Origin of the sequence: Microbacterium sp. J1-1 (genome assembly GCF_024498615.1) — a bacterium.
GTDB classification, from domain to species: Bacteria; Actinomycetota; Actinomycetes; order Actinomycetales; family Microbacteriaceae; genus Microbacterium; species Microbacterium aurugineum.
Map to the genome: position 1 here is coordinate 1,041,252 of NZ_CP089590.1, position 22,649 is coordinate 1,063,900.

Here is a 22,649-nt window from a genome sequence, read left to right on the forward strand (position 1 = left end):
GCGTCGGCGGCCCCGGCCCGGCCACGCGGTCAGAGCCACTCAGGTATCTTGGTGTCGAGACAAATTGACTATCAGAGCGGAGAACCACCTGGTGACCGACGACGCCATCATCTACACGCACACGGACGAAGCGCCGGCGCTCGCCACCGCCTCGTTCCTGCCGATCATCCAGGCCTACACCGGCCAGGCAGGCATCGAGGTCGAGACTCGCGACATCTCGCTGGCAGGACGCATCCTCGCCGCCTTCCCCCAGAAGCTCTCGCCGGAGCAGCAGGTCGGCGATGCGCTTGCGGAGCTCGGCGGACTCGCCACGCTCCCCGAGGCGAACATCATCAAGCTGCCGAACATCTCGGCGTCCATTCCCCAGCTCAAGGGTGCGATCGCCGAGCTGCAGGCGCAGGGCTACGACATCCCGGACTTCCCGGACGAGCCGTCGTCGCTCGAGGAGAAGGACGTCCGGGCCCGCTACGACCGCATCAAGGGCTCCGCCGTGAACCCGGTGCTGCGTGAGGGCAACAGTGACCGCCGCGCTCCTCTCGCGGTGAAGAACTACGCGAAGAAGCACCCGCACCGCAACAAGCCGTTCGCTGCGGGATCGAAGACCCGTGTCGCGACCCTCGGCCACGACGACTTCAAGCACAACGAGCGTTCCTGGGTCGCGGCCCACGACGACGTGCTCAGCTTCCGTCACACCGCGGAAGACGGCACGGTCACGGTGCTCAAGGAAGGACTGAAGGTCCTGCCGCGCGAGATCATCGACGCGACCTTCCTCTCAGCCACGGAGCTCGACGCGTTCCTCGCCGACACTCTGGCGGCCGCGAAGGCCGACGACGTGCTCTACTCGGTGCACCTCAAGGCCACCATGATGAAGGTCAGCGACCCGATCATCTTCGGTCACGTGGTGCGGGCCTTCTTCGCCGACGTGTTCGCGCAGTACGGCGATCAGCTCGCCGCTGCCGGGCTCAGCGCGAACGACGGCCTCGGATCGATCCTCAGCGGGCTCGCGAACGTCGCGGGGGGCGAAGAGATCGCCGCGGCCTTCGACAAAGCCATCGCAGAGGGGCCCCGCCTCTCGTACGTGAACTCCGACAAGGGCATCACGAACCTGCACGTGCCGAGCGATGTGATCGTCGACGCGTCGATGCCCGCACTCGTGCGCAACGGCGGCAAGCTCTGGGGCAAGGACGGGGAAGAGGCGGACACGCTCGCCGTCATCCCCGACTCCTCCTACGCGAGCGTCTACCAGGCCGTGATCGACGACGTGATCGCCAACGGTCCGCTCGACCCCGCCACGATCGGCACCGTTCCCAACGTGGGGCTGATGGCGCAGGCGGCCGAGGAGTACGGCAGCCACGACAAAACCTTCGAGATCGCGGCGGACGGTATCGTCCAGGTGCTCGACAGCGAGGGCACCGTCGTCATCGAGCACACGGTCGGCAAGGGCGACATCTGGCGCGCGACGCAGACCAAGCACATCCCGGTGATGGACTGGGTCCGACTCGCGGTCTCGCGTGCCCGTGCCACCGGCGACCCCGCGGTGTTCTGGCTCGACGCCAACCGCTCGCACGACGCGCAGATCATCGCCAAGGTGCACCAGGGGCTCGCGACGCTCGATACCAAGGGGCTCACGATCACGATCCTCGCGCCCGAGGAAGCCACGCGTTACACGCTCGCGCGTATGCGCCACGGCCTGGACACCATCTCGGTGACGGGCAACGTGCTGCGCGACTACCTGACCGACCTGTTCCCGATCCTCGAGGTCGGCACGAGCGCCAAGATGCTCTCGATCGTGCCGCTCCTCGCCGGCGGTGGACTGTTCGAGACGGGGGCGGGAGGCTCCGCACCCAAGCACGTGCAGCAGCTGGTGGAGGAGAACTACCTGCGCTGGGACTCGCTGGGCGAGTTCTTCGCGTTGGCCGCCTCGCTCGAGCACTTCGCCGACCGTACGGGCAACGAGAAGGCGCGGGTGCTGGCCGAGACCCTCGACGCCGCGACCGGAACCTTCCTCGAAGAGGACCGTTCACCGGGACGCGCGCTCGGAACGATCGACAATCGTGGGAGCCACTTCTACCTGGGCCTGTACTGGGCGCAGGAGCTCGCGAAGCAGACGAAGGACCCCGAACTCGCTGCGGCCTTCGCCCCGATCGCCGCGACGCTCACCGAGAACGAGGAGAAGATCGTCTCCGAGCTCAACGCGGTGCAGGGCGCGCGGGTGGAGATCGGCGGCTACTACCGTCCCGATGACGCCCTCGTCTCCGCTGTCATGCGCCCGTCCGTGACGCTGAACGGCATCGTCGACGCCCTGCGTTGATCCACGGGAAAGGGGGCGGATGCGTCGGCATCCGCCCCCTTTCCTGTCCCTGCTCCCTGGTGCCGCTCCGTCCGCTGTCCCTGCTCCCTCCCGGATGCATGATCCCCGGCCACACGCATGACCCGGTCCGGGGGCGGGCTCTTGCACGTGTGGTTCGGTCATGCATCTGCGCGGCCGGCGCGGATCAGCGGTGCGTGCGGATCAGCGGTGTGTGCGGATCAGCGGTGCGTGCGGATCAGTAGTAGACGGAGATCTCGAGGCCCTCGGGGGACCAGTCGTAGACGTACTTGGCCAGATCGATCGGCAGGTTGACGCAGCCGTGGCTCATCCGCTGACCGAAGTTGTTGTGCCAGTAGGTGCCGTGGAAGCCGATGTTCGGGGCGAACCAGGTGATCCACGGGACGTCTTCCGTGCAGTAGGGCGCGCCCTCGAAGCAACCCATGTCCTGCATCGCCGTGTGCGCGAACACACGGAAGTTGCCCGCCGGGGTCAGGGTGCCCGGAAGGCCGGTGGAGACGGCCCAGGACTTGACGACCTCGTCGTTCTCGAAGAGGTACGTACGCTGCTGGCTCAGGTTGATCTCGATACGACGGAAGAGGTTGACCGTCTCGAATGCGGTCTCGGTGACCGTGAGCTTGTAGACGCCGTCGCCCGCGGCGAGCTGCTGAGCGAACTCCGCCGCGACGTCTGAGGTGTCACCGAGCGCGCGGCCTGCGACGCCCTCCCGCTCGGCGCGGAGCACGGTGCCGCCGGAGTCGACGATGTTCGTGGCGTTGACGGGAGCGCGGTCGACGAGTCCGGGAAGCGTGTCGACGGTCGCCTGGATGGTCGCGGGGTCGGCCTCGATGCGCAGCTGGCCGTCTTCATCGATCACGGTGAGCCAGCTGGCGGCGACTGCCGGCGCGACGGGGACGGTGCGTTCATCGCCAACGTAGAAGCCGACGGTCGAGAGCATGGTGTTGAGGGAGGCGGCCGTGGCCGTGGCGTCGTCGTCGGAGACGGCGGGCAGGGCTTCGGCAGGACCACCCGGGTAGTCGAACGTCGTGCTCCCGCCGGCGACCGCGTCGGCGAAGGCGGCGTTGAGATCGTCGACATCGATTCCGGTGCCGGCCTCCGACGGGGTGATGACGTAGGTGCCGGCGGCCGCGTCGAATACGACACCGGCGTCCACCGGGTCGTCGAAGCTCGTCGGGACGGCGCTGCGCAGCGCCGCGGACGCGGTGTCGGCATCGAGGGTGATCTCGCCCGGGACGGGATCGCCCATCCACATGCCGAGATTCCAGAGCGGACGCTCTGCGAAAGCGGTGTCGGCGAGTGCGGTGGCGTCGACCGTGGCGCCGAGGTCTGCGCCGGTGAGTACGGTGTCTTCTCCCGCACCCGTCAGGGTGACCTCGGTCTGAGCGATCTGCGTGCTGACGGCCTCGGCGGCAGCGCCCGGCGTCATCCATCCGACCGGCACTCCGGCGACGGTGGTGCCCGGTGCGATGAGGACCAGGGATGCGGCGCCTGCGGCCAGAGCGACGGCGCCGAGACCGATGCCGATCCAGAGGCCGAGGTGCCGCTTCTTGGGGGCCGGTTCGATCGGAGCCCAGGCCAGCGGCTGCTCGCCGGTGGTGGGCGGCACCGTGTCGGTCGGCGCGTCTGTCGGCGTGAGCACGGCCGTCGGGGCGGAGTCGTCGCCGTGCGCCTCGGCCGCGCCCGGCGCAGAAATCAGATCGGTCACGAACTTCACCCCCCGGTTCTCAAACGTGTCCTGGGGATCAATGGTACGGGATGGGAGGTAACGGGGAGGCAACGGTCCGTGGTATCGTCACCCCCCGCGCTCCGGGGGTCAGTCGATGATGGCGATGCCGTCGATCTCGACGAGCATCTCCTCCCGCGGCAGGCCGGTGAAGACGGTGGTGCGCGAGGGGAGCACGCCGCTCGTGGTGTGTGCCGTGACGAACGCACCGTAGGCGTCGTTCATGATCGGGAAGTCCTCGCGCTTGGTGAGGTAGACGCGCAGCATCACGACGTCATCGAAGGTCGCGCCCGATGCCTCCACGATCGCCTTGACGTTCTCGAGGGTGCGAGTGGTCTGCGCGGCGACGTCCCCCGGGTAGAGGTATTCGTTCGTCTGCGGGTCGACGGGGCCCTGCCCGGAGACCTGCACGAACGGACCCTTGCGGATCCCCTGGGAGAAGGTGTGGGCGGGGGCGGGGGCGGCGTCGGTGGAAACTCGGATCTTCGCGGTCATGCCGCCAGCCTAGTAGCCTTGTTAGATGCCTCTACAAATTCCGGATCCCGTTCTCGGCGCCTGGACGAAGGGCTTCCCGGCACGCGCCGCGGGACTCCGTCTCTCGGAGGTGCCCGACGCCGGACTGCGCCTCTCCGATCTCGTCACCCCGGTGCTCACGGTGCACGAAGAGGCGCTGGGCCACAACGAGGAGACCGTGTTCGCCTGGGCGAAGGAGCAGGGGGTGATGCTCGCCCCGCACGGCAAGACCACGATGGCGCCGGCGCTCTGGCAGCGGCTCCTCGACGCGGGTGCGTGGGGCATCTCGGTCGCCACGCCGTGGCAGGCCGAGGTGGCGATCGAGGCGGGCGTCCCGACCGTCCTGATCGCCAACGCCGTCACCGACCGCGCCGCCGTGCGTCGACTCGGTGAGCTGCTCACCGCCGACGAGGATCTGCGTGTCCTGTGCTGGGCGGACTCGATCGCCGGGGTCGAGATACTGGCGGCGGGGATGGGTGATGCGGCACGACCGCTCGATGTCCTCGTCGAGCTGGGCGGCGCCCACGGCCGTACGGGCGCGCGGACCGTGGCAGAGGGGGAGCGGATCGCTCAGGCGATCTCGGACGCCCCTGGTCTCCGGCTCGCCGGTGTCACGGGTTACGAGGGACCGTTCGGACCGGACCGCAGTGACGCGTCCATCGAGGCTGTCGACGCCTACCTCCGGACCCTGATCGCGCTGCATACGAGGGTGGAGTACCCCGAAGGTGTCCGGCCCGTGCTCAGTGCCGGCGGCAGTGCGTTTCCCGACCGCGCGGCGGCTGTGCTTTCCTCCGCGGGGGCCGGGGCGGATGTCGTCCTCCGCTCGGGCGCGTTCCAGATCCACGACGACGGCTTCTATTCGAGGATGTCCCCGTTCGGCCCCGTGACCGGCACCGCGCCGCTTCGCTCCGCGATGCACGCCTGGTCCCGCGTCGTGTCGCAGCCGGAGGACGGACTCGCCCTGCTCGATGCGGGGCGGCGGGATGTGCCGTTCGATCTCGACCTGCCCGTGCCGCAGTCCGTCGAGGGGGAGATCACCGCCCTGAACGACCAGCACGCCTTCCTCCATCTCGCGGACGGTGCGGCGGTGGCCGTCGGCGACGTCGTGCGTCTCGGTCTCTCACACCCGTGCACGGCGTTCGACAAGTGGAGGGTGGTCGCGGTCATCGACGATCCCGACGCCGCTGATCCTCGCGTGATCGGAGCGGTCGCGACATGCTTCTGAGCGCGGAGAAGGCTGCGGTCGGGCTGGTGCGGGTGTATCGCTCAGCGACGGTCGTCGATGGGACGGGTGCCGCCCGCTTCGTTGCCGACGTGGCGGTCGAAGGTGCCCGGGTCGTCGCGGTCCTGCCGGTCGCGGAGCCGGACGACGTCCTCGACCTTCCGGACGGGGCGATCGAGATCGACGCGCACGGTCTCGTGCTCGCGCCCGGATTCATCGACATGCACGCCCACAGCGAGCTCGCGGTGCTGAGCGGCACCGCCCACGACGCGAAGATCCGGCAGGGCGTGACGACCGAGGTCCTCGGCCAGGACGGTCTCGGCTATGCGCCGCTCGACGACGCCACCGCCGCTGTCATCCCGGGCCAGATCGCCGGATGGAACGGGATGCCCGCCGACACGCCCTGGCGCACCATGGACGACCTCCTCTCCGCGATCGACGCGGCGACGGTCGCGAACGCCGCTGTCCTCGTGCCCCAGGGGAACCTCCGGATGATGGTGGTCGGTCACGAGAACCGTCCGGCGACCGCCGAGGAGATCACCGCGATGGCGGAGCTGCTGGGCGCGGCTCTCGACGCCGGCGCCTTCGGGATGTCGAGCGGCCTCACCTACACGCCCGGGATGTATGCCGACGCAGCCGAACTCGAGGCGCTGTGCCGGGTGGTCGCCGAGCGCGGCGGATACTGGGCCCCGCACACCCGCAGCTACGGCGGGGGAGCGCTCGATGCCTACCGGGAGGCGCTCGACATCGGTCGCCGCACCGGCTGCCCCGTGCATCTCACGCACGCCACCATGAACTTTGCTCCGAACAGGGGACGCGCCGGGGAACTGCTGGCAGTGATCGACGGGGCCATCGCCGACGGTGTCGACGTGACCCTGGACACCTACCCCTACCTGCCCGGTGCGACGACGCTCGCGGCTCTGCTGCCGAGCAGGCTGGCAGCGACGGGCGACCTGCTGCGTGTCATCTCGGACCTCGATGCCGCCGGTCGCGAAGCCGTGCGCTCAGAGCTCGAGGACATCGGCTGCGACGGGTTCCACGGCGAGACGGCGGACTGGACGCAGATCCAGATCTCCGGCACCGCCAACCCCGCACTCGCCGATCTCGTCGGTCGCACGGTGGAGGAGATCGCCGAGACGACCGGACGACGGGCCGTCGATGTCGTGCTCGACACGGTGCTCGCCGATGCCGGTGCCACCGGGATCCTGATGCACATCGGTGATGAGGAGAACGTGCGCGCGATCATGCGCCATCCGCAGCACTCGGGAGGAAGCGACGGGATCCTGATCGGTGCCCGACCGCACCCGCGGGGCCGTGGCACCTTCCCCCGGTACCTCGGACACTACGTGCGCGAGCTCGGAGTCCTCACGCTGGAGGAAGCTGTCCAGCACCTTTCCGCGACGCCTGCGCGTCGCTTGGGCCTCGACCGCGGAGACGCCCCGCGCGGCGTCATCCGGCAGGGAGCGATCGCCGACCTGGTGCTGTTCGATCCGGAGACGATCGCCGCGGGCGCCACCTTCGACAGCCCCTTCACCGCTCCGCAGGGCATCGTCGAGGTGCTGGTCGACGGCGTGGCCGTGGTCTCCGACGGCGAACCCACGGGGGCCGCGCCGGGGCGGGCGCTGAGGATGCCACCGGCGGCACATCGGTCGACGGTCCCCCGCGTCCGGGCGCACATCGAAGCTGCGGAGCCCGGCTTCGTCTGGACGAGCGGGACACCGATCGCCGGGTCACCGGAGGTCGCGGCCGCGGTCGCGTGGCTGGGCGGCGGAGGGCACGATGCCGCCGCCGCACCCATCCGGCTGCTCATCGACGGTGACCTCGGCGCCGAGGCGGCGTCGAACGGCCGCATCGCCGACGAGGCCTTCCGCGTGCGCGTGGACGCCGACGGCATCGAGGTCCGGGGCGCGAGTGCGGCCGGGGTGTTCCGGGGCGCCACGGTGCTGCGACAGCTGCGCGATCCGGATGCGGAGTCGGCGCTGATCCCGGCCGGTGCGTGGGAGGGGGCGCCCGCATACGGCTGGCGCGGGGTCATGCTCGATGTGGCGCGGCACTTCCGGCCGGTCGACGAGGTGCGTCGGGTGATCGACCTCCTCGCCGAGCACCACCTCAACGTCCTACATCTGCACCTCAGCGATGACCAGGGGTGGCGCTTCGAGGTTCCCGGCTACCCGCTGCTCACCGAGGTCGGCTCGCGCCGAGAAGCGACGCAGCGCGGTCATGGTCCGCTCGCGACCGTTGAGCCGGGCGTGCATGAGGGGTATTACACCACCGCAGAGCTGCGCGAGCTCGTCGCCTACGCGGCCGATCGTTTCGTGACGCTCGTGCCGGAGGTCGAGCTGCCCGGCCATGTCCAGGCCGCGCTCGCCGCCTACCCGCAGCTCGGCAATGTCGATGTCGCCGCCCCGGCTGTCTCCGCGTGGGAGCGCTTCGGGGTCAATCCCCGCACCCTCGCGCCGACCGAGGCCGCGCTGGCGTTCGGGCGCGCGGCGATCGATGCCCTGTGCGAGGTGTTCTCGTCGGAGTGGATCGGGATCGGCGGCGATGAGGTCCCCGTGACCGAGTGGGCGGAGAGCCCGGCGGCCGCCGCGCGGATGACGGAACTCGGACTCGCCACCCCGTACGACGTGCAGCCGTGGTTCACGGCGCACTTCGTCGCGCACGTCCGGGCCAGAGGGCGCACGGCGCTCGCGTGGGACGAGGTGCTCGAGGGCGAGGTGCCGGAAGGCGTGCGGATCCTCGCCTGGCGGGGGCCGGTGGCGATGCGCGCCGCCCTGTCGCGCGGGATCCCCGTCGTGGCATGTCCCGACCTCGAGGCCTATCTCGACTACCCGCAATCGGAGTCGGCGGAGGAGCCGATCAGGGTGGGTCCGCCGTTGACGATCGAGCGCGCGTACACGCTTCGCGTCGAGGAGGGTGCGGTGGGCGGTCAGGCCAACGTGTGGAGCGAGCATCTGCCCACCCGTGACCGTGTCGACTTCGCGATGTTCCCGCGGCTCGCGGCGATCGCCGAACGGCTCTGGCAGGGCGGCGAGCCGGCACCGTACGCCGACTTCGCTCGGCGCCTTCCGACCCATCTGCGCCGTCTGCGCGCCGCGGGTGTGCGGTATCGTCCCTTGGATGGGCCCACGCCCGATCAGCGTCGTCCGGGAGTGCCCGGCAAGCCCCTCACGATCGAGGCCAGGGAGGGGATCGTCGCCGGCCTGGTCGCCCGTCTCAGGGAGCGCTCGGAGAGCACTCCCGTCGAGCATCGAAAGTAATGTAACGTTTCGGTAACCCTCCTCGCGGGTCTGCGGGGAGAGGTTGCACAAATTTTGTTCGTAAGGTCTACTAACAAACATGTCCGTTTCGGATGAACAGCGTCCCGCCTCGCCGGTGGAGTACCTCGGCGTGAACACGCATGCCTTCGGCCCGGGGCGCCACCTGCGGTCCCGCTCGAAAGTGCTTCCGGAGCACGCGCGCGGACACAACCGCGCCCTGGTCCTGCAGACGCTGTACCACGCGGGAGCCATGAGCCGCGCTGACCTGTCCCGCGAGACGGGGCTGACCCGGGTGACCATCTCCGACCTGGTCGCCGAGTTCATCGCAGACGGCATCGTCATCGAGATGGGCGTCCGCGAGGCCGTCGGCCCCGGAAAGCCGCCGATCCTCATCGACATCGACCGCGTCGGTCACCAGATCCTCGGTCTCGATCTCTCCGGCCCCAGCGCCTTCACCGGTGCCGTCCTGAGCCTCGACGGCGACGTGCTCGAACGTCGTGAGGTGCCGCGCCCGGAGTCGCCCGACGGTGAAGCCGCCTATGCCGCGTTGCGCGAGCTGGCGCAGACGCTCATCGCCGCCTCCACCCAGCCGTTGCTGGGCGTCGGGATCGGCACGCCCGGTGTGGTGCGGCCGGACGGAGTCGTGCTGAGCTCACCGAACCTCGGATGGACGAACTTCCCGCTCGAAGCGAAACTCGGGGTCGATCTCGACCTTCCCGTGCTCGCCAGGAACGATGCCAACGCCGCCGTGTTGGCCGAGTACACCTTCGGCGAAGCCAAAGCCGACTTCATGCTCATCAAGATCGGACGCGGCGTCGGTGCCGGTCTCATCACCGGAAGTCAGCCGCTGCTCGGCAGCCGCTTCGCCGCGGGGGAGATCGGACACGTCGTCGTCGGAACCGACGGCGGACCGCGATGCGCCTGCGGCAAGGACGGCTGCCTCGAGGCCTGGCTGAGCGTCAGCCGCCTGGGTGCCGCGATCGCTGCCGACCCCGACTCCCGCGACGACATCCTCCGTGATGCCGGAACCCGCATGGCGATCGCCATCGCCCCCATCGTCGCCGCGCTGGACCTCTCCGAGGTCGTCCTGTCCGGACCGGCCGACCTGCTCGACGGCATCCTGATCGACGCCGCCATCGAGACCCTCCACGCACGGACCCTCGAGGGCGTGTTCGAAGACGTCATCGTGCGCCTGACGCACCAGGACGACATCGTCCTGCGCGGTGCTGCGGTGATGGTGCTCTCCGGACAGCTGGGAGTGTCGTGACGTCCGCCTGCACCGACGCCGACACCGCGGGGAGCCGCATCCGATGAAGGGTGCAGGAGCCGCCGACCGAGCCGGTCGGCAGATTCGAGTGGGCCTGGACGTCGGCGGCACCAAGATCGACGCGGTCGCCGTCGACGCCACCGGCGAGATCATCGGTCGCCACCGCCGACCGACCGGATGGGGTGAGGAGGCGGTCGTCGAGAGCATCGTGGCGTCGGTCGCCGCGCTTGCCGACGAGGCCGGCCTTCCGATCTCGCGCATCGGCTCCGTCGGCATCGGCATCCCGGGGCTGGTAGACGCCGAAGCGGGGCGCGTCGTCCACGCGGTCAATCTCGGCGTGGAGTCACTCGATCTCGCGGATCGGGCCGAGCGCGCCCTCGGAGTACCCTTCCGCGTCGAGAACGACGTGAAGGCGGCGGCCCTCGGGGCGGCCGTGCTCAGCGGGGTCACCGGGTCGATGGCGTATCTGAATCTCGGTACCGGCGTCGCGGCCGGGATCGTGCTCGACGGACGCATCTGGCGCGGCGCCCGCGGGACGGCCGGTGAGGTCGGGCACATCTCGGTCGATCCGCGCGGACGGCTCTGCGGCTGCGGGCAGCGCGGCTGTGTCGAGACCTTCTGCGGTGGGGGAGCACTCGCCAAGGCCTGGGGGCGGCCGGGGGCGCTGCCGATCAGGGACATCTTCGATGCCGCCGACGCCGGCGATCCCCTGGCGTCCGCCCTTCGCGATGATCTGTACCACGGCGCTGCGGCCGCGGTGCGTGTGCTCGTGCTCTCGGCGGATGTCGAGACCGTCATCATCGGGGGCGGGCTCACCGCGCTCGGCGACCGTCTCGAGAACGGTGTCCGCGCGGCGCTGCATGCGGGGGCGGAGGCGTCACCGTTCATGCGGTCGCTCCGCTTGGATGAGAGAATCGAACTGCTCCCCGCGGGATCGCCCGCTGCCGCTTTCGGCGCCGCACTGGTCGGCGCATCCATCACCGAGAAGGAGATCGTCCCGCATGGCTGAGGTCGTCATCGTCGAGAATGCCGAGGCCGCCGGCGCATTGGTCGCCACCGAGATCGTGGAGCTGATCGAGCGTCGTGCCGACGCCGTCCTCGGCCTCGCAACGGGATCGACTCCGCTGCCCGTGTATCAGGCTCTGCGCGCCCAGCTCGCCGGTCGTGATCTCTCGCAGCTGCGAGGCTTCGCCCTGGACGAGTACGTCGGCATCGATCCCGCGCACCCGGAGAGCTACCGGTCGGTCATCTCGCGCGAGGTCGTGGAGCCGCTCGGCCTCGATCCAGAGCGGATCCATGTGCCCAACGGCGCGCTCGCGACGATCCAGCACGCGGGTGACGACTACGAGGCCGCGATCGACGCCGCTGGCGGTGTCGACCTGCAGATCCTCGGGATCGGCACCGACGGGCACATCGGCTTCAACGAGCCGGGTTCCTCGTTCGCCTCGCGCACCCGTGTCAAGACCCTCACCGAGCAGACCCGCGAAGACAACGCCCGTTTCTTCGACTCGATCGACGACGTGCCGATGCACTGCATCACGCAGGGGCTCGGCACCATCCTGAAGGCGCGCCACCTCGTGCTGCTCGCGTTCGGCGAGGGGAAGGCCGACGCTGTCGCCCGCGCGGTCGAAGGGCCGCTCACCGCGCTCCTCCCGGGGTCTGCGATCCAGCTGCACCCGCACGCCACGGTCGTCGTCGACGAGGCCGCAGCGTCTCGCCTCGCCCTGGCCGACTACTACCGCTACACCTTCGCGAACAAGCCGGCCTGGCAGGGCATCTGACGCCGGAGGAGGCGGTCAGTCCGCGAGCGGGGGCCAGGCGATCGGTAGCAGGTGCTCGATGCTCAGTGGCGCCAGCGGAAGTGTCGCGACATCGCTCGGGGTGATCCACCGCAGCTCGGCCAGCTCCGCCTGGACCGTCACGGATCCGGGATCGAGGGAGGCGGCGAAAGCCTCGGCCACCACACGGTGACCCGGCTCGTTCGCGGCTGCGGAGATGAAGGTGCCGAGGGGGCGGAGGTCGGACTCGTCGAGCAGCACCCCCAGTTCCTCGTGCAGCTCGCGGATCAGGGTCTGCGCCGCGGTCTCCCCCTGCTCGGGCTTGCCGCCCGGCTGCATGAACCGGGTCGTCCCCTGTTTGCGCACGACCAGGACCCGGCCCTCGTCATCCGCGATCACGGCCGCGCTCACGTGGATGTCAGGCATCGGGGCTGAAGACCTTCCCAGGGTTGAGGATGCCGAGCGGGTCGAACACCGCGGCGATCTGACGCTGCAGCTGCCACTGGTCCTCGCCCAGCTCGTCGGCGAGCCAGCGGCGCTTGAGGACCCCGATACCGTGCTCACCGGTCAGGGTCCCGCCCAGTCGGATGGCTGCGCGGAACAACTCGTCAGCCGCGGCCCAGACCTCCGGCGGTGCCTCAGGACCGTCGAAGAGGAAGTTCGGGTGCAGGTTTCCGTCGCCGGCGTGCGCCACGGTCGGGATCGTCAGCGCGTACTCCTGCTCGATGCGCGCGATCTCGTCGAACATCGCGGGCATCGCACTGCGCGGCACCGAGACGTCCTCGATGAGTGTGGTGCCGAGCGACGCCATCGCGGCGTGCATGGACCGGCGGATCGCCAGCAGCCGTTCCCCTTCGTCGCGGTCGCGCGAGACGACCGTGACCCCCTCGTGGGCGCGGAGGATCTCGGCGATCGTGGCGGCCTCGGCGACGGCCGCGGGGCCATCGGTCTGGATGGTCAGCTGGGCCGCCCCTGACGTGGGGGCGGGGAGCGAGAGCAACGCGTGCACGGCCGCGAGGCTGGCGGCGTCCATCAGCTCCATGATCGCCGGTTGCACGCCTGCGGCGGTCACCGCGGCGGAGGCCGCCGCAGCGGCGCGGACGCCGGGGAAGGTGGCGGTGATCGTGCAGGTCTCGCCCGGGACGAGCCTGCGCAGTTTCAGCGTCGCTCCGACCACCACGCCCAGAGTGCCCTCGGAGCCCACGACCAGCGCGGTGAGGTCGAGGCCCGTCACGCCCTTGACGCTGCGATGCCCGAGATGCAGCAGCCTGCCGTCGGCGAGGACGAGGTCGACGCCGAGCACGGCATCGCGCACGACACCGTACTTGGCGCACAGCAGTCCGCCCGCGCCGGTGGCGATGTTGCCGCCGATCGTGGAGATGTCGCGGCTCGCGGGGTCGGGTGCCCACCAGAGCCCGTGCCGTGCGAGTTCGGTGTTGAGGTCGGCGTTGAGGATGCCCGGCTCGACGACGGCGAGCAGGTCGTCGGGACGCACCTCGTGGATCTTGGTCATGCGCCGCAGGGACAGCACGATCTCGCCGCTGCCGGCGTTCGCCGCACCGGCGAGGCCGGTCCCGGCACCGCGGATGACGACCGGCGTACGGGTCTCGGTGGCGATGCGCATGGTCTTCTGGACGTCTTCGACGCATTCCGCGTGCACGACGGCGAGAGGGCGTCCGGGGGCCGCGTGGCCCGATCGATCGGCTCTGGCCTCCTCGAGCGAGGCCTCGTCGGTGTCGATGAGCACGCCGAGCGACTCGCGCAGAAGCGTCAGAACAGTCACGACAGGCCACTCACGACAGGCCACTCACGACAGCGCGCGCCGACCGCTGAGCACTCCGGAGACCACGGCCACGAGCGCGAAAGCCGTGCCGATCAGGGCCTGTCCCATCGACCACCACGCGATGGTCACACCGACGTAGATGAGCAGCTCGACCGCGGCGCGAAGGAACGGGTGCACACGGAGGACCGCCCGTGGCGAGAGGAACAGCGCCCAGATCACGACCACGATGACGGGTGCCCCGATGCCGACGATGATGTTCCACGGGAGGTCCCAGCCGGCGAAGCCCCACAGCGCGAGCGAGGCCACGGCGACGACCAGGACGACGGCGCGGACGATGTCGAGGACGGAGAAGGTCGGGCGGTCGACACCGGGGACGGGGGCGGAATCCGAGGGCATGGATCCAGTCTATTCGTCGGCGGGAGCGTCCTCGGTCGGGGCCGTGGAGTCATCCGCTGCTCCGGTGCCGGGCGCAGCGGATTCGGGAGCCGTGGACGCGGCAGGCTCGACCGCGGCGGGGTCCGTCTCCTGCGGGGTAGCCTCCGTGGGCCCCTCGTCTGCAGGTGCGTGGTCCACGGGGGTCTCGTCGGCGGGCGCCGTGTCGTCCGTCGGCGTCGTGTCGTTCGTGGACTCGTCGACCGGCGTCTCTTCTGCCGGGGGCTCCTCGGCGTTCGGTTCCTCGGTCGCGGGGTCCTCGGTGTCCGGCTCCTCCGTCGGCGGAATCTCCCAGTCGCCCAGGAATTGGATCCCCGTGTAGCCGCCCTCGCGGCTGAATTCCAGGAGCGGCAGGTCGATCGATCCCGCCCACTCTCCCGAAGAGAGAGTGTGGATGACGGTGACCTTCGTCGCCTCGGGCGCGGCGTTCTGCGCGGCGGTCGGGGAGAAGACGAGCGTTCCCTGGCCGAACTCATCGAGGACGATGGTGTCGCCGCCGTCCGGACTGTCGTCGAGCAGGCCCTCGACGGTCGCGCCCGGTGCGCCGAAGATGTTCACGGAGTACTCCGCGACCTCGGGATCCGGGGGATCCACCGGCGGCACGGGGTCGACCGGCTCGGGAGGCACGACCGGAGCCACAGGGGCCACCGGGGTCACTGGGGCGACCGGAGGGGTCTCGACCGGTGGGGCCGCGTCCGCGGCGGGCGTCGTGGTCTCCTCCACAGGAGGGGCCGGCGCAGGCGGATGGGTGACCGGCTCGTCGATCACGACAGGTTCCTCGAGCGTCATCGACTCATCGGGTCCGACGTCCGAGGTGATCGACGACGGGTCGGTGTCGCCGGCATTGGGCAGCGACGTCTCCGGGTTCGCTCCGGCGAGTCCGGGGAGGATCGTCGCCGCAGCGACGACGCCGGCCACGACCAGAGCCGCGGATCCCGCTCCCACGAGTGCGCCGATCCCGGTGAAGACTCCGCCGGAGGCACCCGCGCCACCGGCACCGCCGCCTGCGGCGCCGCCCGAACCTGCGCCGCCGCCGGAACCCGTGCCCGCGCCGGACGCGGCCGTGCCTGCGGCGACGGCCCCGGCTCCTCCGTCGCCGCCGAAGACGGCACCGGGGATGCTGGACGGCATGGCCGCGAGAGCGACGATCGGGGTGCCCGCGCCCTGCAGGGTCGCGAGGTAGCCCGAGGCTCCGGCGACGCCCAGCACGAGAGGAAGCAGAACGAGGGCGAGGCGCTGCGAGACGTCCTTGGCCTCGGCAGCGACGATCATGCAGCGCGCGCAGTCGTCGAGATGCAGTTCGAGTCGCTTGTGGTCGCGCGTGCTGAGGTTGCCCCGCGAGTAGGCGCCCAGATGCTCGATGGCCCACTGGCATTCGGAGCCGTCTTCGGCGCTGCGCAGATGCGCCTGGATCCAGGCTTCACGCAGCCCCTCACGGGCGCGGAACGCCAGTTGCGACACGGCACCGGACTTCATCCCGAGGAGGTGGCCGACTTCCTGCGGCTTCATCTGCTCGATCTCGGTGTACCAGAGCACTTCCTGCCAGCGCGTGGGAAGACTGCGGAACGCCTGCGCGGTGAGGCTCCGGTCGAGCGCCTCGTTCGCCGCCTGGTCGGTGGTCTCGGGGTCGGCGACGGTGTCGAGTTCGTCGATCGCGGTCTCGCGACGGGCACGTCCCCAGCCTGCCGCGGTGTTGCGGATGCTCGTGAACAGGTAGGCGCGGAACGACCCGTTCGGTCCGCCGCCCTTGATGATCGCCTGGTAGATGCGTGTGTACGCCTCCTGCACCAGGTCATCCGGGTCGATCGATGATGTGATGGATCGGGCCACCGTGATTCCCGAGGGGTAGTGGCGTCGCCAGAGTTCGCCGAAGGCCCCCGTGTCGCCCGAACGGGCGCGGAGGATCAGGTCGGCATCACCGATCAGTTCGTCGTGACTCGAGTTCTCTTCGTGCACAATCATCCATCTGTCGCTGGGCGCGGTTGCGCTTCTACAGGGTGAGACGCGTGGAGGCGCCGCTCATCACGCGACTTTTCCAGTCTCTCGCGAATCTCCCAGGGAAGCCACTCTTTCCCACGAAGTACGCAGATTTCCGGGGGCGCGCGTCGGCGGATCCGGTCCGCGCCCGAGCGTGGAAACGCTGTTTCTCGAAGAATTTCGCGAAGTCGCGTAATGAATCCGTGGCGCGACCGTCTCATCGTTAGGACAGCCGAATCGGGCTCCGGGGGCGGAGTCCAGGCGCCGGTGCGAGCGGTTTTCGCTTCGGTGGGCGGGCCGGGGCCTCGGGGGAGGCACCCCGCCCGTCCGTCTCAGGAGGGGGAGCGAGGCCGCCGTTCGGGGGAACGGCGGCCTCCCGCCCGCACCGGGTGAGCGACGGAAAGAACTTCTCGAAGATTTTCCACGAAGTCGCGTAATGAATCGATGAGACCGTCGTCTCATCACAGAGAGACAGCCACGAAGAACTCCTCCGGGGGGCGGGGTTCAGGCACTGGTGCGAGGGGTGAATGCACCGGTGGGCCGGTCGGGAGCCTCGGGGGAGGAGTTCCCGGCCGCCCGTCTCTGCAGGGGACGGGGCCGCCGATCTGGGGAACGGCGGCCCCCCGCCCTGTGCACGCACGACCGGAGAGCGCAGAGCTGCGCGTCACGCGCGACGCAGGACCTAGGCGAGTCGGGGTCCTGACCAGACGCGCGCGACGCGCAGTTCCGCATCCAGCAGCACGACGTCGCCGAGCATGCCGGGGCGCAGGCCACCGAGCACGGCGCCGCGTCCGATCGCCCGGGCCGGAGTCTCGGTGAGCGCCCGCACGGCCTCTTCGAGGGTCACGCCGGCAGCGACCGCGCGCTGCAGCGCCACGTCTTGGGTGAGCGTCGATCCGGCGATCGAGCCGGTGTCATCCGCCCTGGCCACGCCGTTCTTCACCGTGACGCTGACCGCCCCGAGGTCGTAGTGACCGTCGGCGCTTCCCGCCGCGGCCATCGCATCGGTGACGAGCGCGACCCGACCGGGGGCCGCGTCGAACACGAGCTTGACGACGTGCGGATCGAGGTGCACGTCGTCGGCGATCGCCTCGAGCACGACCCGGTGATCCGCCGCAGCGGCCAGCACCGGACCCGGCGCACGATGGTGGATGCCAGGCATCGCGTTGAAGGCGTGGGTCAGGATCGATGCACCGGCCTCGAACGCGGCGACCGCCGTCGCGGCATCCGCGTCGGTGTGACCCACCGCGGCCGCCGAGCCTGCGGCCACGATCTGCCTGATCGCGTCGAGCCCGCCGGGGAGCTCCGGTGCGATCGTCACCTGACGGACCGTGCCTCGTCCGGCATCCAGCAGTCGTGCGACGTCCGCGGCGACCGGATGGCGCAGCAGCGACGGCTCGTGCGCGCCATGGTGACCGGGGTCGAGGAACGGACCCTCGAGGTGGGAACCGAGGATGTCGGCGTCCGTCTCGGTCAGGTCGGCGATCAGGGCGACGTTCCGTGCGAGCGAATCCACCGATGCGGTCACGAGGGACACCACGGCACGGGTGGTGCCGTGGGCGCGATGCAGGTCGCGACCGATGCGGATGGCGTCGACACCGTCGTCGAAAGACGCTCCCGCTCCGCCGTGCCCGTGGATGTCGACGAAGCCGGGGGTGAGTAGGGCGCCGGCCCCTGCGATGGATGCGGCATCGACGATCACATCTGCCGACATCCAGTCCGAACCGGTGCCGCGGGCTGCGACGGTGCCGTCTTCGATCCGGATCCAGGCGTCTTCGGTGATGGTGCCGCCGTCGACGAGGCGCGCCGAATGGATGACCAGCGAGCCGGTCGCGGAGGAGTGGGTGCTCAACGTTCGCTCCAGGGGATTTCTTCTGCGGGGTGGAAGTCGACCCCCTCAGCTTTCCACAGCGGCGCGAGCGCCCCGACCCGGACGCGGAAGGATTCCCAGGTGCGCTCCGGGCCCTCCTGCGGCGACCAGGCCACTTCGGCCTGTGCTGCCGCCCGGGGGAAGACGAGTTGCTCGACCTCCGCGAGGGTCCGGGTGGTCTCTGACCAGAGCGGGGCTTCCACACCGAGGATCGCGGCGTCCGGCACGTCGAGGACGGCCGTCGGCTCCCACTCATAGGCGGAGCGGACGTCGATGATGGCCGCCCAGGTGAGGCCGAGGGGGAAGTCCTCGGAGTACTTCATGTCGAGATAGGTGACGTTCGCCGCCGACATGATCAGCCCGCCGCCGCGCTCGACGAAGTGGGCGGCCTCTTCGGCGTGCGTGCCCTCGGGGGTCGTCTTGCCCCAGTACTGACCGACGGTGCCCTCGGCGATGTGTGCGGCCGAGCCCATCTCGTGCCAGGCGACCGGCGTCTTGCCGGCCTCGACGACGATCGCGGTGGCGCGCTCGGCGAACAGGTCGAAGTCGGCCTGCGGGGTGCCGAGCGATTCGTCGCCTCCCACGTGGATGTACGGCCCCGGGGTCATCTCGGCGAGCTCGCGGACGACGTCGCGCACGAACGCGTAGGTGCGCTCGTCGTGGATGCGGACGCTCGAGTGACCGACGCCCCAGCCGAGGTACGTCTCGCCGGCGACGGGCAGCGGCTGGCCGAGGCGAGCGGAGTCGGCGATCAGGTTGTCGTTCAGCACGGGCGCCTCGACGAGCTCGGGGTAGGCGACGCCGATCGCATGGGTGTGGCCGGGCAGATCGATCTCGGGGATCACGATCATGTGACGCGAGGCGGCGTAGGCCACGATCTCGCGGTAGTCGTCCTTCGTGTAGAAGCCCCCCGGGTCTCCGTTCGCGGAGGTGGCGGCCGCCCGCTCGGTCAGCAACGGCCAGGAGTCGATGTGCACGCGCCATCCCTGGTCATCGGTCAGGTGCAGGTGCAGGTGGTTGAACTTGAGGGCGCTGGTGCTGTCGATGAACTTCTTCACGTCGTCGACGCCGAAGAAGTGCCGAGCCACATCGAGCATGACACCTCGTCGGGCGAAGCGCGGGGAGTCGGCGACGTCGGCACCGAGCAGCGCCCAGCCGGAGTCCTCCTGGCGCAGCAGTTGCAGCAGCGTCTGGACGCCGTAGAAGAGCCCGGCCTCGTCGGCGCCGACGAGGATCGCCCGCTCTCCGATCTCGAGCGTGTAGCCCTCGGGTGCGGAGGAGGCGGGGTCGACGAGGAGCTCGATCTCGGCGTCGGCCTCATCGACGAGGGCGAGGCGGATTCCGGTGCGGCGCTCGATCGCGTCGACCAGCTGTGCGGCGGCCGGGGAGGAGGCGAGCACGCGCGTCGTCGCGGTGAGCGGCATCCGTTCCTCCCGTGCGACGGCGGACACGGGCGCAGGGACGAGCGGAAGAGGATGAGGAAGGACCATGAACAAAACCTACCGGTCGTCGTGGCAGGAGGGAATGGGGGAATCGAAACGATTCTGCGCCGTCGTCGTCGCGACCGCGTGCGACGGCTCCGGCATCGGCTATGCTCGTAACCGTCGCGACTGGCGTCTGGGTGGACTACCACCGGGGAGCGACTGACCACGGAATTCGACCGCGCGCCTGGGCCGATAGGAACACCCCTTTCGAATCCGTTGTCAAAGGAGCACGTCATCATGACCGACCGTTACTTCAACGCCCCGCTCGCCGAAGTCGATCCGGAGATCGCTCAGGTCCTCGACCGTGAGCTGAAGCGTCAGCAGACCTTCCTCGAGATGATCGCCTCCGAGAACTTCGTTCCCGTCTCGGTACTGCAGTCGCAGGGCTCGGTGCTCACGAACAAGTACGCCGAGGGCTACCCCGGGCGTCGGTACTACGGCGGCTGTGAAGAGGTCGACGTCGCCGAGTCCCTCGCGATCGAGCGGGCGAAGAGCCTGTTCGGTGCCGAGTTCGCGAACGTGCAGCCGCACTCCGGCGCCTCCGCCAACGCCGCGGTCCTCCATGCCATCGCCCGGCCCGGCGACACCCTGCTCGGCCTCTCCCTCGACCAGGGTGGTCACCTGACGCACGGCATGAAGATCAACTTCTCGGGTCGTCTGTACGACATCGTCGCGTACGGTGTCGACCCCGAGACCTCGACGATCGACATGGCGGAGGTGCGCCGTCTCGCGATCGAGCACCGACCCAAGGTCATCATCGCCGGCTGGTCGGCCTACCCGCGCACGATGGACTTCGCGGCGTTCCGCGAGATCGCCGACGAGGTCGGGGCTCTGCTCTGGGTCGACATGGCGCACTTCGCGGGTCTGGTGGCCGCGGGCCTGCACCCGAACCCGGTGCCCCACGCCCACGTCGTCTCGTCGACCGTGCACAAGACGATCGGTGGGCCGCGCTCGGGCTTCATCCTCACCAACGACGCCGACATCGCCAAGAAGATCAACTCCGCCGTGTTCCCGGGCCAGCAGGGCGGGCCGCTCATGCACGTGATCGCCGCCAAGGCGACCGCTTTCAAGCTCGCAGGCACGCCCGAGTTCAAGGAGCGCCAGGAGCGCGTGCTGCGCGGTGCCGCGCTCATCGCCGAGCGTCTGTCGAAGCAGGACCTGAAGGATGCCGGCATCGCCGTGCGCTCGGGCGGCACCGATGTGCACCTGGTGCTGGTCGACCTGCGTGATGCCGAGATCGACGGCAAGCAGGCAGAAGACCTCCTGCACGACATCCACATCACCGTGAACCGCAACGCGGTCCCGAACGACCCGCGCCCGCCGATGGTCACCTCGGGTCTGCGCATCGGCACGCCCGCACTCGCGACCCGCGGTTTCGGGGACGCCGAGTTCACCGAGGTCGCCGACATCATCGCGCTCGCACTGCTCCCCGGTGCGGACGTGGAGTCGCTGCGTACCCGCGTCGACGCCCTGGCTGCCGCGTTCCCGCTCTACCCGGACCTGCAGCAGTGACCGCGAAGATCCTGGACGGGAAGGCCGCATCGGCCGCGATCCGTGCGGAGCTCACCGAGCGGGTAGCCGCGCTGAAGGCGAAGGGGATCACCCCGGGCATCGCGACGGTGCTCGTCGGCGCCGACCCCGCCTCGCAGCTCTACGTGGGCATGAAGCACCGACAGTCCGAGAGCATCGGGATGAACTCGATCCAGCGCGAGCTCCCGGCGGACGCCACGCAGGCCGAGGTCGAGGCGCTGATCGACGAGCTCAACGCCGATCCCGCGTGCCACGGGTACATCGTGCAGCTGCCTCTTCCGAAGCACCTCGACACGGACGCCATCCTCGAGCGGATCGACCCGGCGAAGGACGCCGACGGCCTGCACCCGACCAACCTCGGCCGCCTGGTGCTCAACGTCAACGGTCCGATCCACACGCCGTTGCCCTGCACACCGCGCGGCGTGATCGAGCTGCTGCTGCGCAACGACTACGACCTCAGGGGCAAGCACGTGGTCGTGGTCGGCCGCGGGGTCACGATCGGCCGTTCGATCGGGCTCCTGCTCACCCGTCGCGACCTGAACGCCACGGTCACGCTGACCCACACGGGCACGGTCGACATGCCTCGCTACCTGCGGGAGGCCGACGTCATCGTCGCGGCCGCGGGCGTCAAGCACCTCATCCGTCCCGAAGACGTCAAGCCGGGCGCAGCAGTGCTCGACGTCGGCGTGACCCGGGAGACCGACTCGGAGACCGGGAAGAACCTGGTGTTCGGCGATGTGGCACCCGGCGTCGCGGACGTCGCCGGGTACCTTTCCCCGAACCCGGGTGGCGTCGGCCCGATGACCGTCGCCCTACTCATGACGAACGTCGTGGAGGCCGCAGAGCGGCTCGCCTGATCGCTTCCGGAGGGGTGCCCGCGTGGCGCACCCCTCCGGACGACGGTCAGCCGAGTTCGTCGAGCATCCGACGCTGTTCGGGGGTCAGGCCGTCGCGGAGCTCTTCTCGGGCAGCCGCCGTCTCCGGCGACTCCGACGCCGCGGTGTTCGTGGCGGCGGCGGGCTTCGATCGGCTGCCGCCCCTCACCTTCGCCTGCACGGAGTCATAGATCTCTGCGGTCTTGGCCCGCATCCTGTCATCGATCCGGTCGTAGATCACCCAGCCGAGGAGCAGAGCGACCGGCGGGAGCACGAAGCCCCAGAATCCCGAGGCGCGGACGCCGCTCAGCCACACCGTGAGCACCCAGATGATGAGCTCGACGACGTACACGAGCACGTACTGTACGACCTTCTCGCCGGCCTTCGTGCGCTCGGCGGCGGACTTCGCCGCCGACTTGCGGAACGCACCTGCCAGCAGAGGTTTCACGAAGAGAGCGGCGAGGGTCAGGACGACCGACGCCCACAGGGCGTTCAGGCCCACCGAGACACCGGGCAGCAGCACGCCGATCAGCAGCAGCACGGCGACGTTGAACACCGCGAGCGCGACGAATCGCACGATTCCGTTCTTCATGCGACCAAGAATCC

The 22,649-nt window shown here is 69.8% G+C and carries 17 protein-coding genes and 1 riboswitch; of the genes, 8 read left to right on the top strand and 9 right to left on the bottom strand.

Annotated elements, in window-relative coordinates:
* The first annotated feature begins 91 nt into the window (after positions 1-91).
* Complete coding sequence (locus LRQ07_RS04960; protein ID WP_134353193.1) at positions 92-2,311, top strand: NADP-dependent isocitrate dehydrogenase; 2,220 nt, start codon at positions 92-94, stop codon at positions 2,309-2,311.
* Positions 2,312-2,546: 235 nt separating this feature from the next.
* On the opposite strand, the gene LRQ07_RS04965 is transcribed toward LRQ07_RS04960, so the two are convergent.
* Both LRQ07_RS04965 and LRQ07_RS04970 read right to left on the bottom strand, forming a co-directional pair.
* Positions 2,547-4,034: a L,D-transpeptidase family protein gene (locus LRQ07_RS04965; protein ID WP_256536007.1), complete on the bottom strand. Its 1,488-nt coding sequence runs from the start codon at positions 4,032-4,034 to the stop codon at positions 2,547-2,549.
* A gap of 108 nt (positions 4,035-4,142) precedes the next feature.
* Positions 4,143-4,547 carry a RidA family protein gene (locus LRQ07_RS04970; RefSeq protein ID WP_134353195.1) on the bottom strand — a complete coding sequence of 135 codons (405 nt, stop codon included), beginning with the start codon at positions 4,545-4,547 and terminating at the stop codon, positions 4,143-4,145.
* Between the two features lie 25 nt (positions 4,548-4,572).
* On the opposite strand from LRQ07_RS04970, the gene LRQ07_RS04975 reads away from it, so the two are divergent.
* The 5 genes from LRQ07_RS04975 to nagB all read left to right on the top strand — a co-directional run bounded on the left by LRQ07_RS04975 (position 4,573) and on the right by nagB (position 12,095).
* Positions 4,573-5,790 carry an alanine racemase gene (locus LRQ07_RS04975; protein ID WP_256536008.1) on the top strand — a complete coding sequence of 406 codons (1,218 nt, stop codon included), beginning with the start codon at positions 4,573-4,575 and terminating at the stop codon, positions 5,788-5,790.
* Positions 5,781-9,047, top strand: a complete 3,267-nt coding sequence (locus tag LRQ07_RS04980) for a family 20 glycosylhydrolase (RefSeq protein WP_256536009.1) — start codon at positions 5,781-5,783, stop codon at positions 9,045-9,047. The genes LRQ07_RS04975 and LRQ07_RS04980 overlap by 10 nt, the downstream gene beginning before the upstream one ends.
* A gap of 79 nt (positions 9,048-9,126) precedes the next feature.
* A complete protein-coding gene (locus LRQ07_RS04985; RefSeq protein WP_131492472.1) occupies positions 9,127-10,314 on the top strand; it encodes an ROK family transcriptional regulator in 1,188 nt (395 codons plus the stop codon).
* A gap of 43 nt (positions 10,315-10,357) precedes the next feature.
* The gene (locus tag LRQ07_RS04990; protein ID WP_197055606.1) at positions 10,358-11,323 is read left to right on the top strand and encodes an ROK family protein; all 966 of its coding nucleotides are present in this window, start codon (positions 10,358-10,360) and stop codon (positions 11,321-11,323) included.
* Entirely contained in the window at positions 11,316-12,095 is a 780-nt protein-coding gene (gene nagB / locus LRQ07_RS04995; protein ID WP_047519835.1) for a glucosamine-6-phosphate deaminase, read from the top strand. The genes LRQ07_RS04990 and nagB overlap by 8 nt, the downstream gene beginning before the upstream one ends.
* A gap of 15 nt (positions 12,096-12,110) precedes the next feature.
* On the opposite strand, the gene LRQ07_RS05000 is transcribed toward nagB, so the two are convergent.
* The 6 genes from LRQ07_RS05000 to LRQ07_RS05030 form a co-directional block, all read right to left on the bottom strand.
* Positions 12,111-12,518 (bottom strand): NUDIX hydrolase, encoded by a 408-nt coding sequence (locus LRQ07_RS05000; protein WP_047519834.1) that lies wholly within the window; start codon positions 12,516-12,518, stop codon positions 12,111-12,113.
* Complete coding sequence (locus LRQ07_RS05005) at positions 12,511-13,875, bottom strand: FAD-binding oxidoreductase (RefSeq protein WP_232762352.1); 1,365 nt, start codon at positions 13,873-13,875, stop codon at positions 12,511-12,513. Before LRQ07_RS05005 ends, LRQ07_RS05000 begins: the two co-directional genes overlap by 8 nt.
* A gap of 24 nt (positions 13,876-13,899) precedes the next feature.
* Positions 13,900-14,271 (bottom strand): YrdB family protein, encoded by a 372-nt coding sequence (locus LRQ07_RS05010; protein WP_232762351.1) that lies wholly within the window; start codon positions 14,269-14,271, stop codon positions 13,900-13,902.
* Between the two features lie 9 nt (positions 14,272-14,280).
* Positions 14,281-16,269, bottom strand: coding sequence for a sigma-70 family RNA polymerase sigma factor (locus LRQ07_RS18490; RefSeq protein ID WP_264760418.1), 1,989 nt, complete (start codon positions 16,267-16,269; stop codon positions 14,281-14,283).
* 697 nt (positions 16,270-16,966) lie between these two features.
* Entirely contained in the window at positions 16,967-18,136 is a 1,170-nt protein-coding gene (locus LRQ07_RS05025; RefSeq protein WP_256536010.1) for an N-acetylglucosamine-6-phosphate deacetylase, read from the bottom strand.
* The gene (locus LRQ07_RS05030; RefSeq protein WP_256536011.1) at positions 18,133-19,644 is read right to left on the bottom strand and encodes a family 20 glycosylhydrolase; all 1,512 of its coding nucleotides are present in this window, start codon (positions 19,642-19,644) and stop codon (positions 18,133-18,135) included. Before LRQ07_RS05030 ends, LRQ07_RS05025 begins: the two co-directional genes overlap by 4 nt.
* Positions 19,645-19,750: 106 nt before the next feature.
* A riboswitch (ZMP/ZTP riboswitch) is annotated at positions 19,751-19,835 on the top strand.
* 40 nt (positions 19,836-19,875) lie between these two features.
* Here LRQ07_RS05030 and glyA point away from each other — a divergent pair.
* Both glyA and LRQ07_RS05040 read left to right on the top strand, forming a co-directional pair.
* Positions 19,876-21,150, top strand: a complete 1,275-nt coding sequence (glyA, locus tag LRQ07_RS05035; protein ID WP_256536012.1) for a serine hydroxymethyltransferase — start codon at positions 19,876-19,878, stop codon at positions 21,148-21,150.
* Complete coding sequence (locus LRQ07_RS05040) at positions 21,147-22,025, top strand: bifunctional methylenetetrahydrofolate dehydrogenase/methenyltetrahydrofolate cyclohydrolase (protein WP_232762348.1); 879 nt, start codon at positions 21,147-21,149, stop codon at positions 22,023-22,025. The genes glyA and LRQ07_RS05040 overlap by 4 nt, the downstream gene beginning before the upstream one ends.
* Before the next feature lie 46 nt (positions 22,026-22,071).
* Here the strand turns inward: LRQ07_RS05040 and LRQ07_RS05045 are convergent, their stop codons facing one another.
* Positions 22,072-22,635 (bottom strand): phage holin family protein, encoded by a 564-nt coding sequence (locus LRQ07_RS05045; RefSeq protein ID WP_256536013.1) that lies wholly within the window; start codon positions 22,633-22,635, stop codon positions 22,072-22,074.
* Positions 22,636-22,649 lie beyond the last annotated feature (14 nt).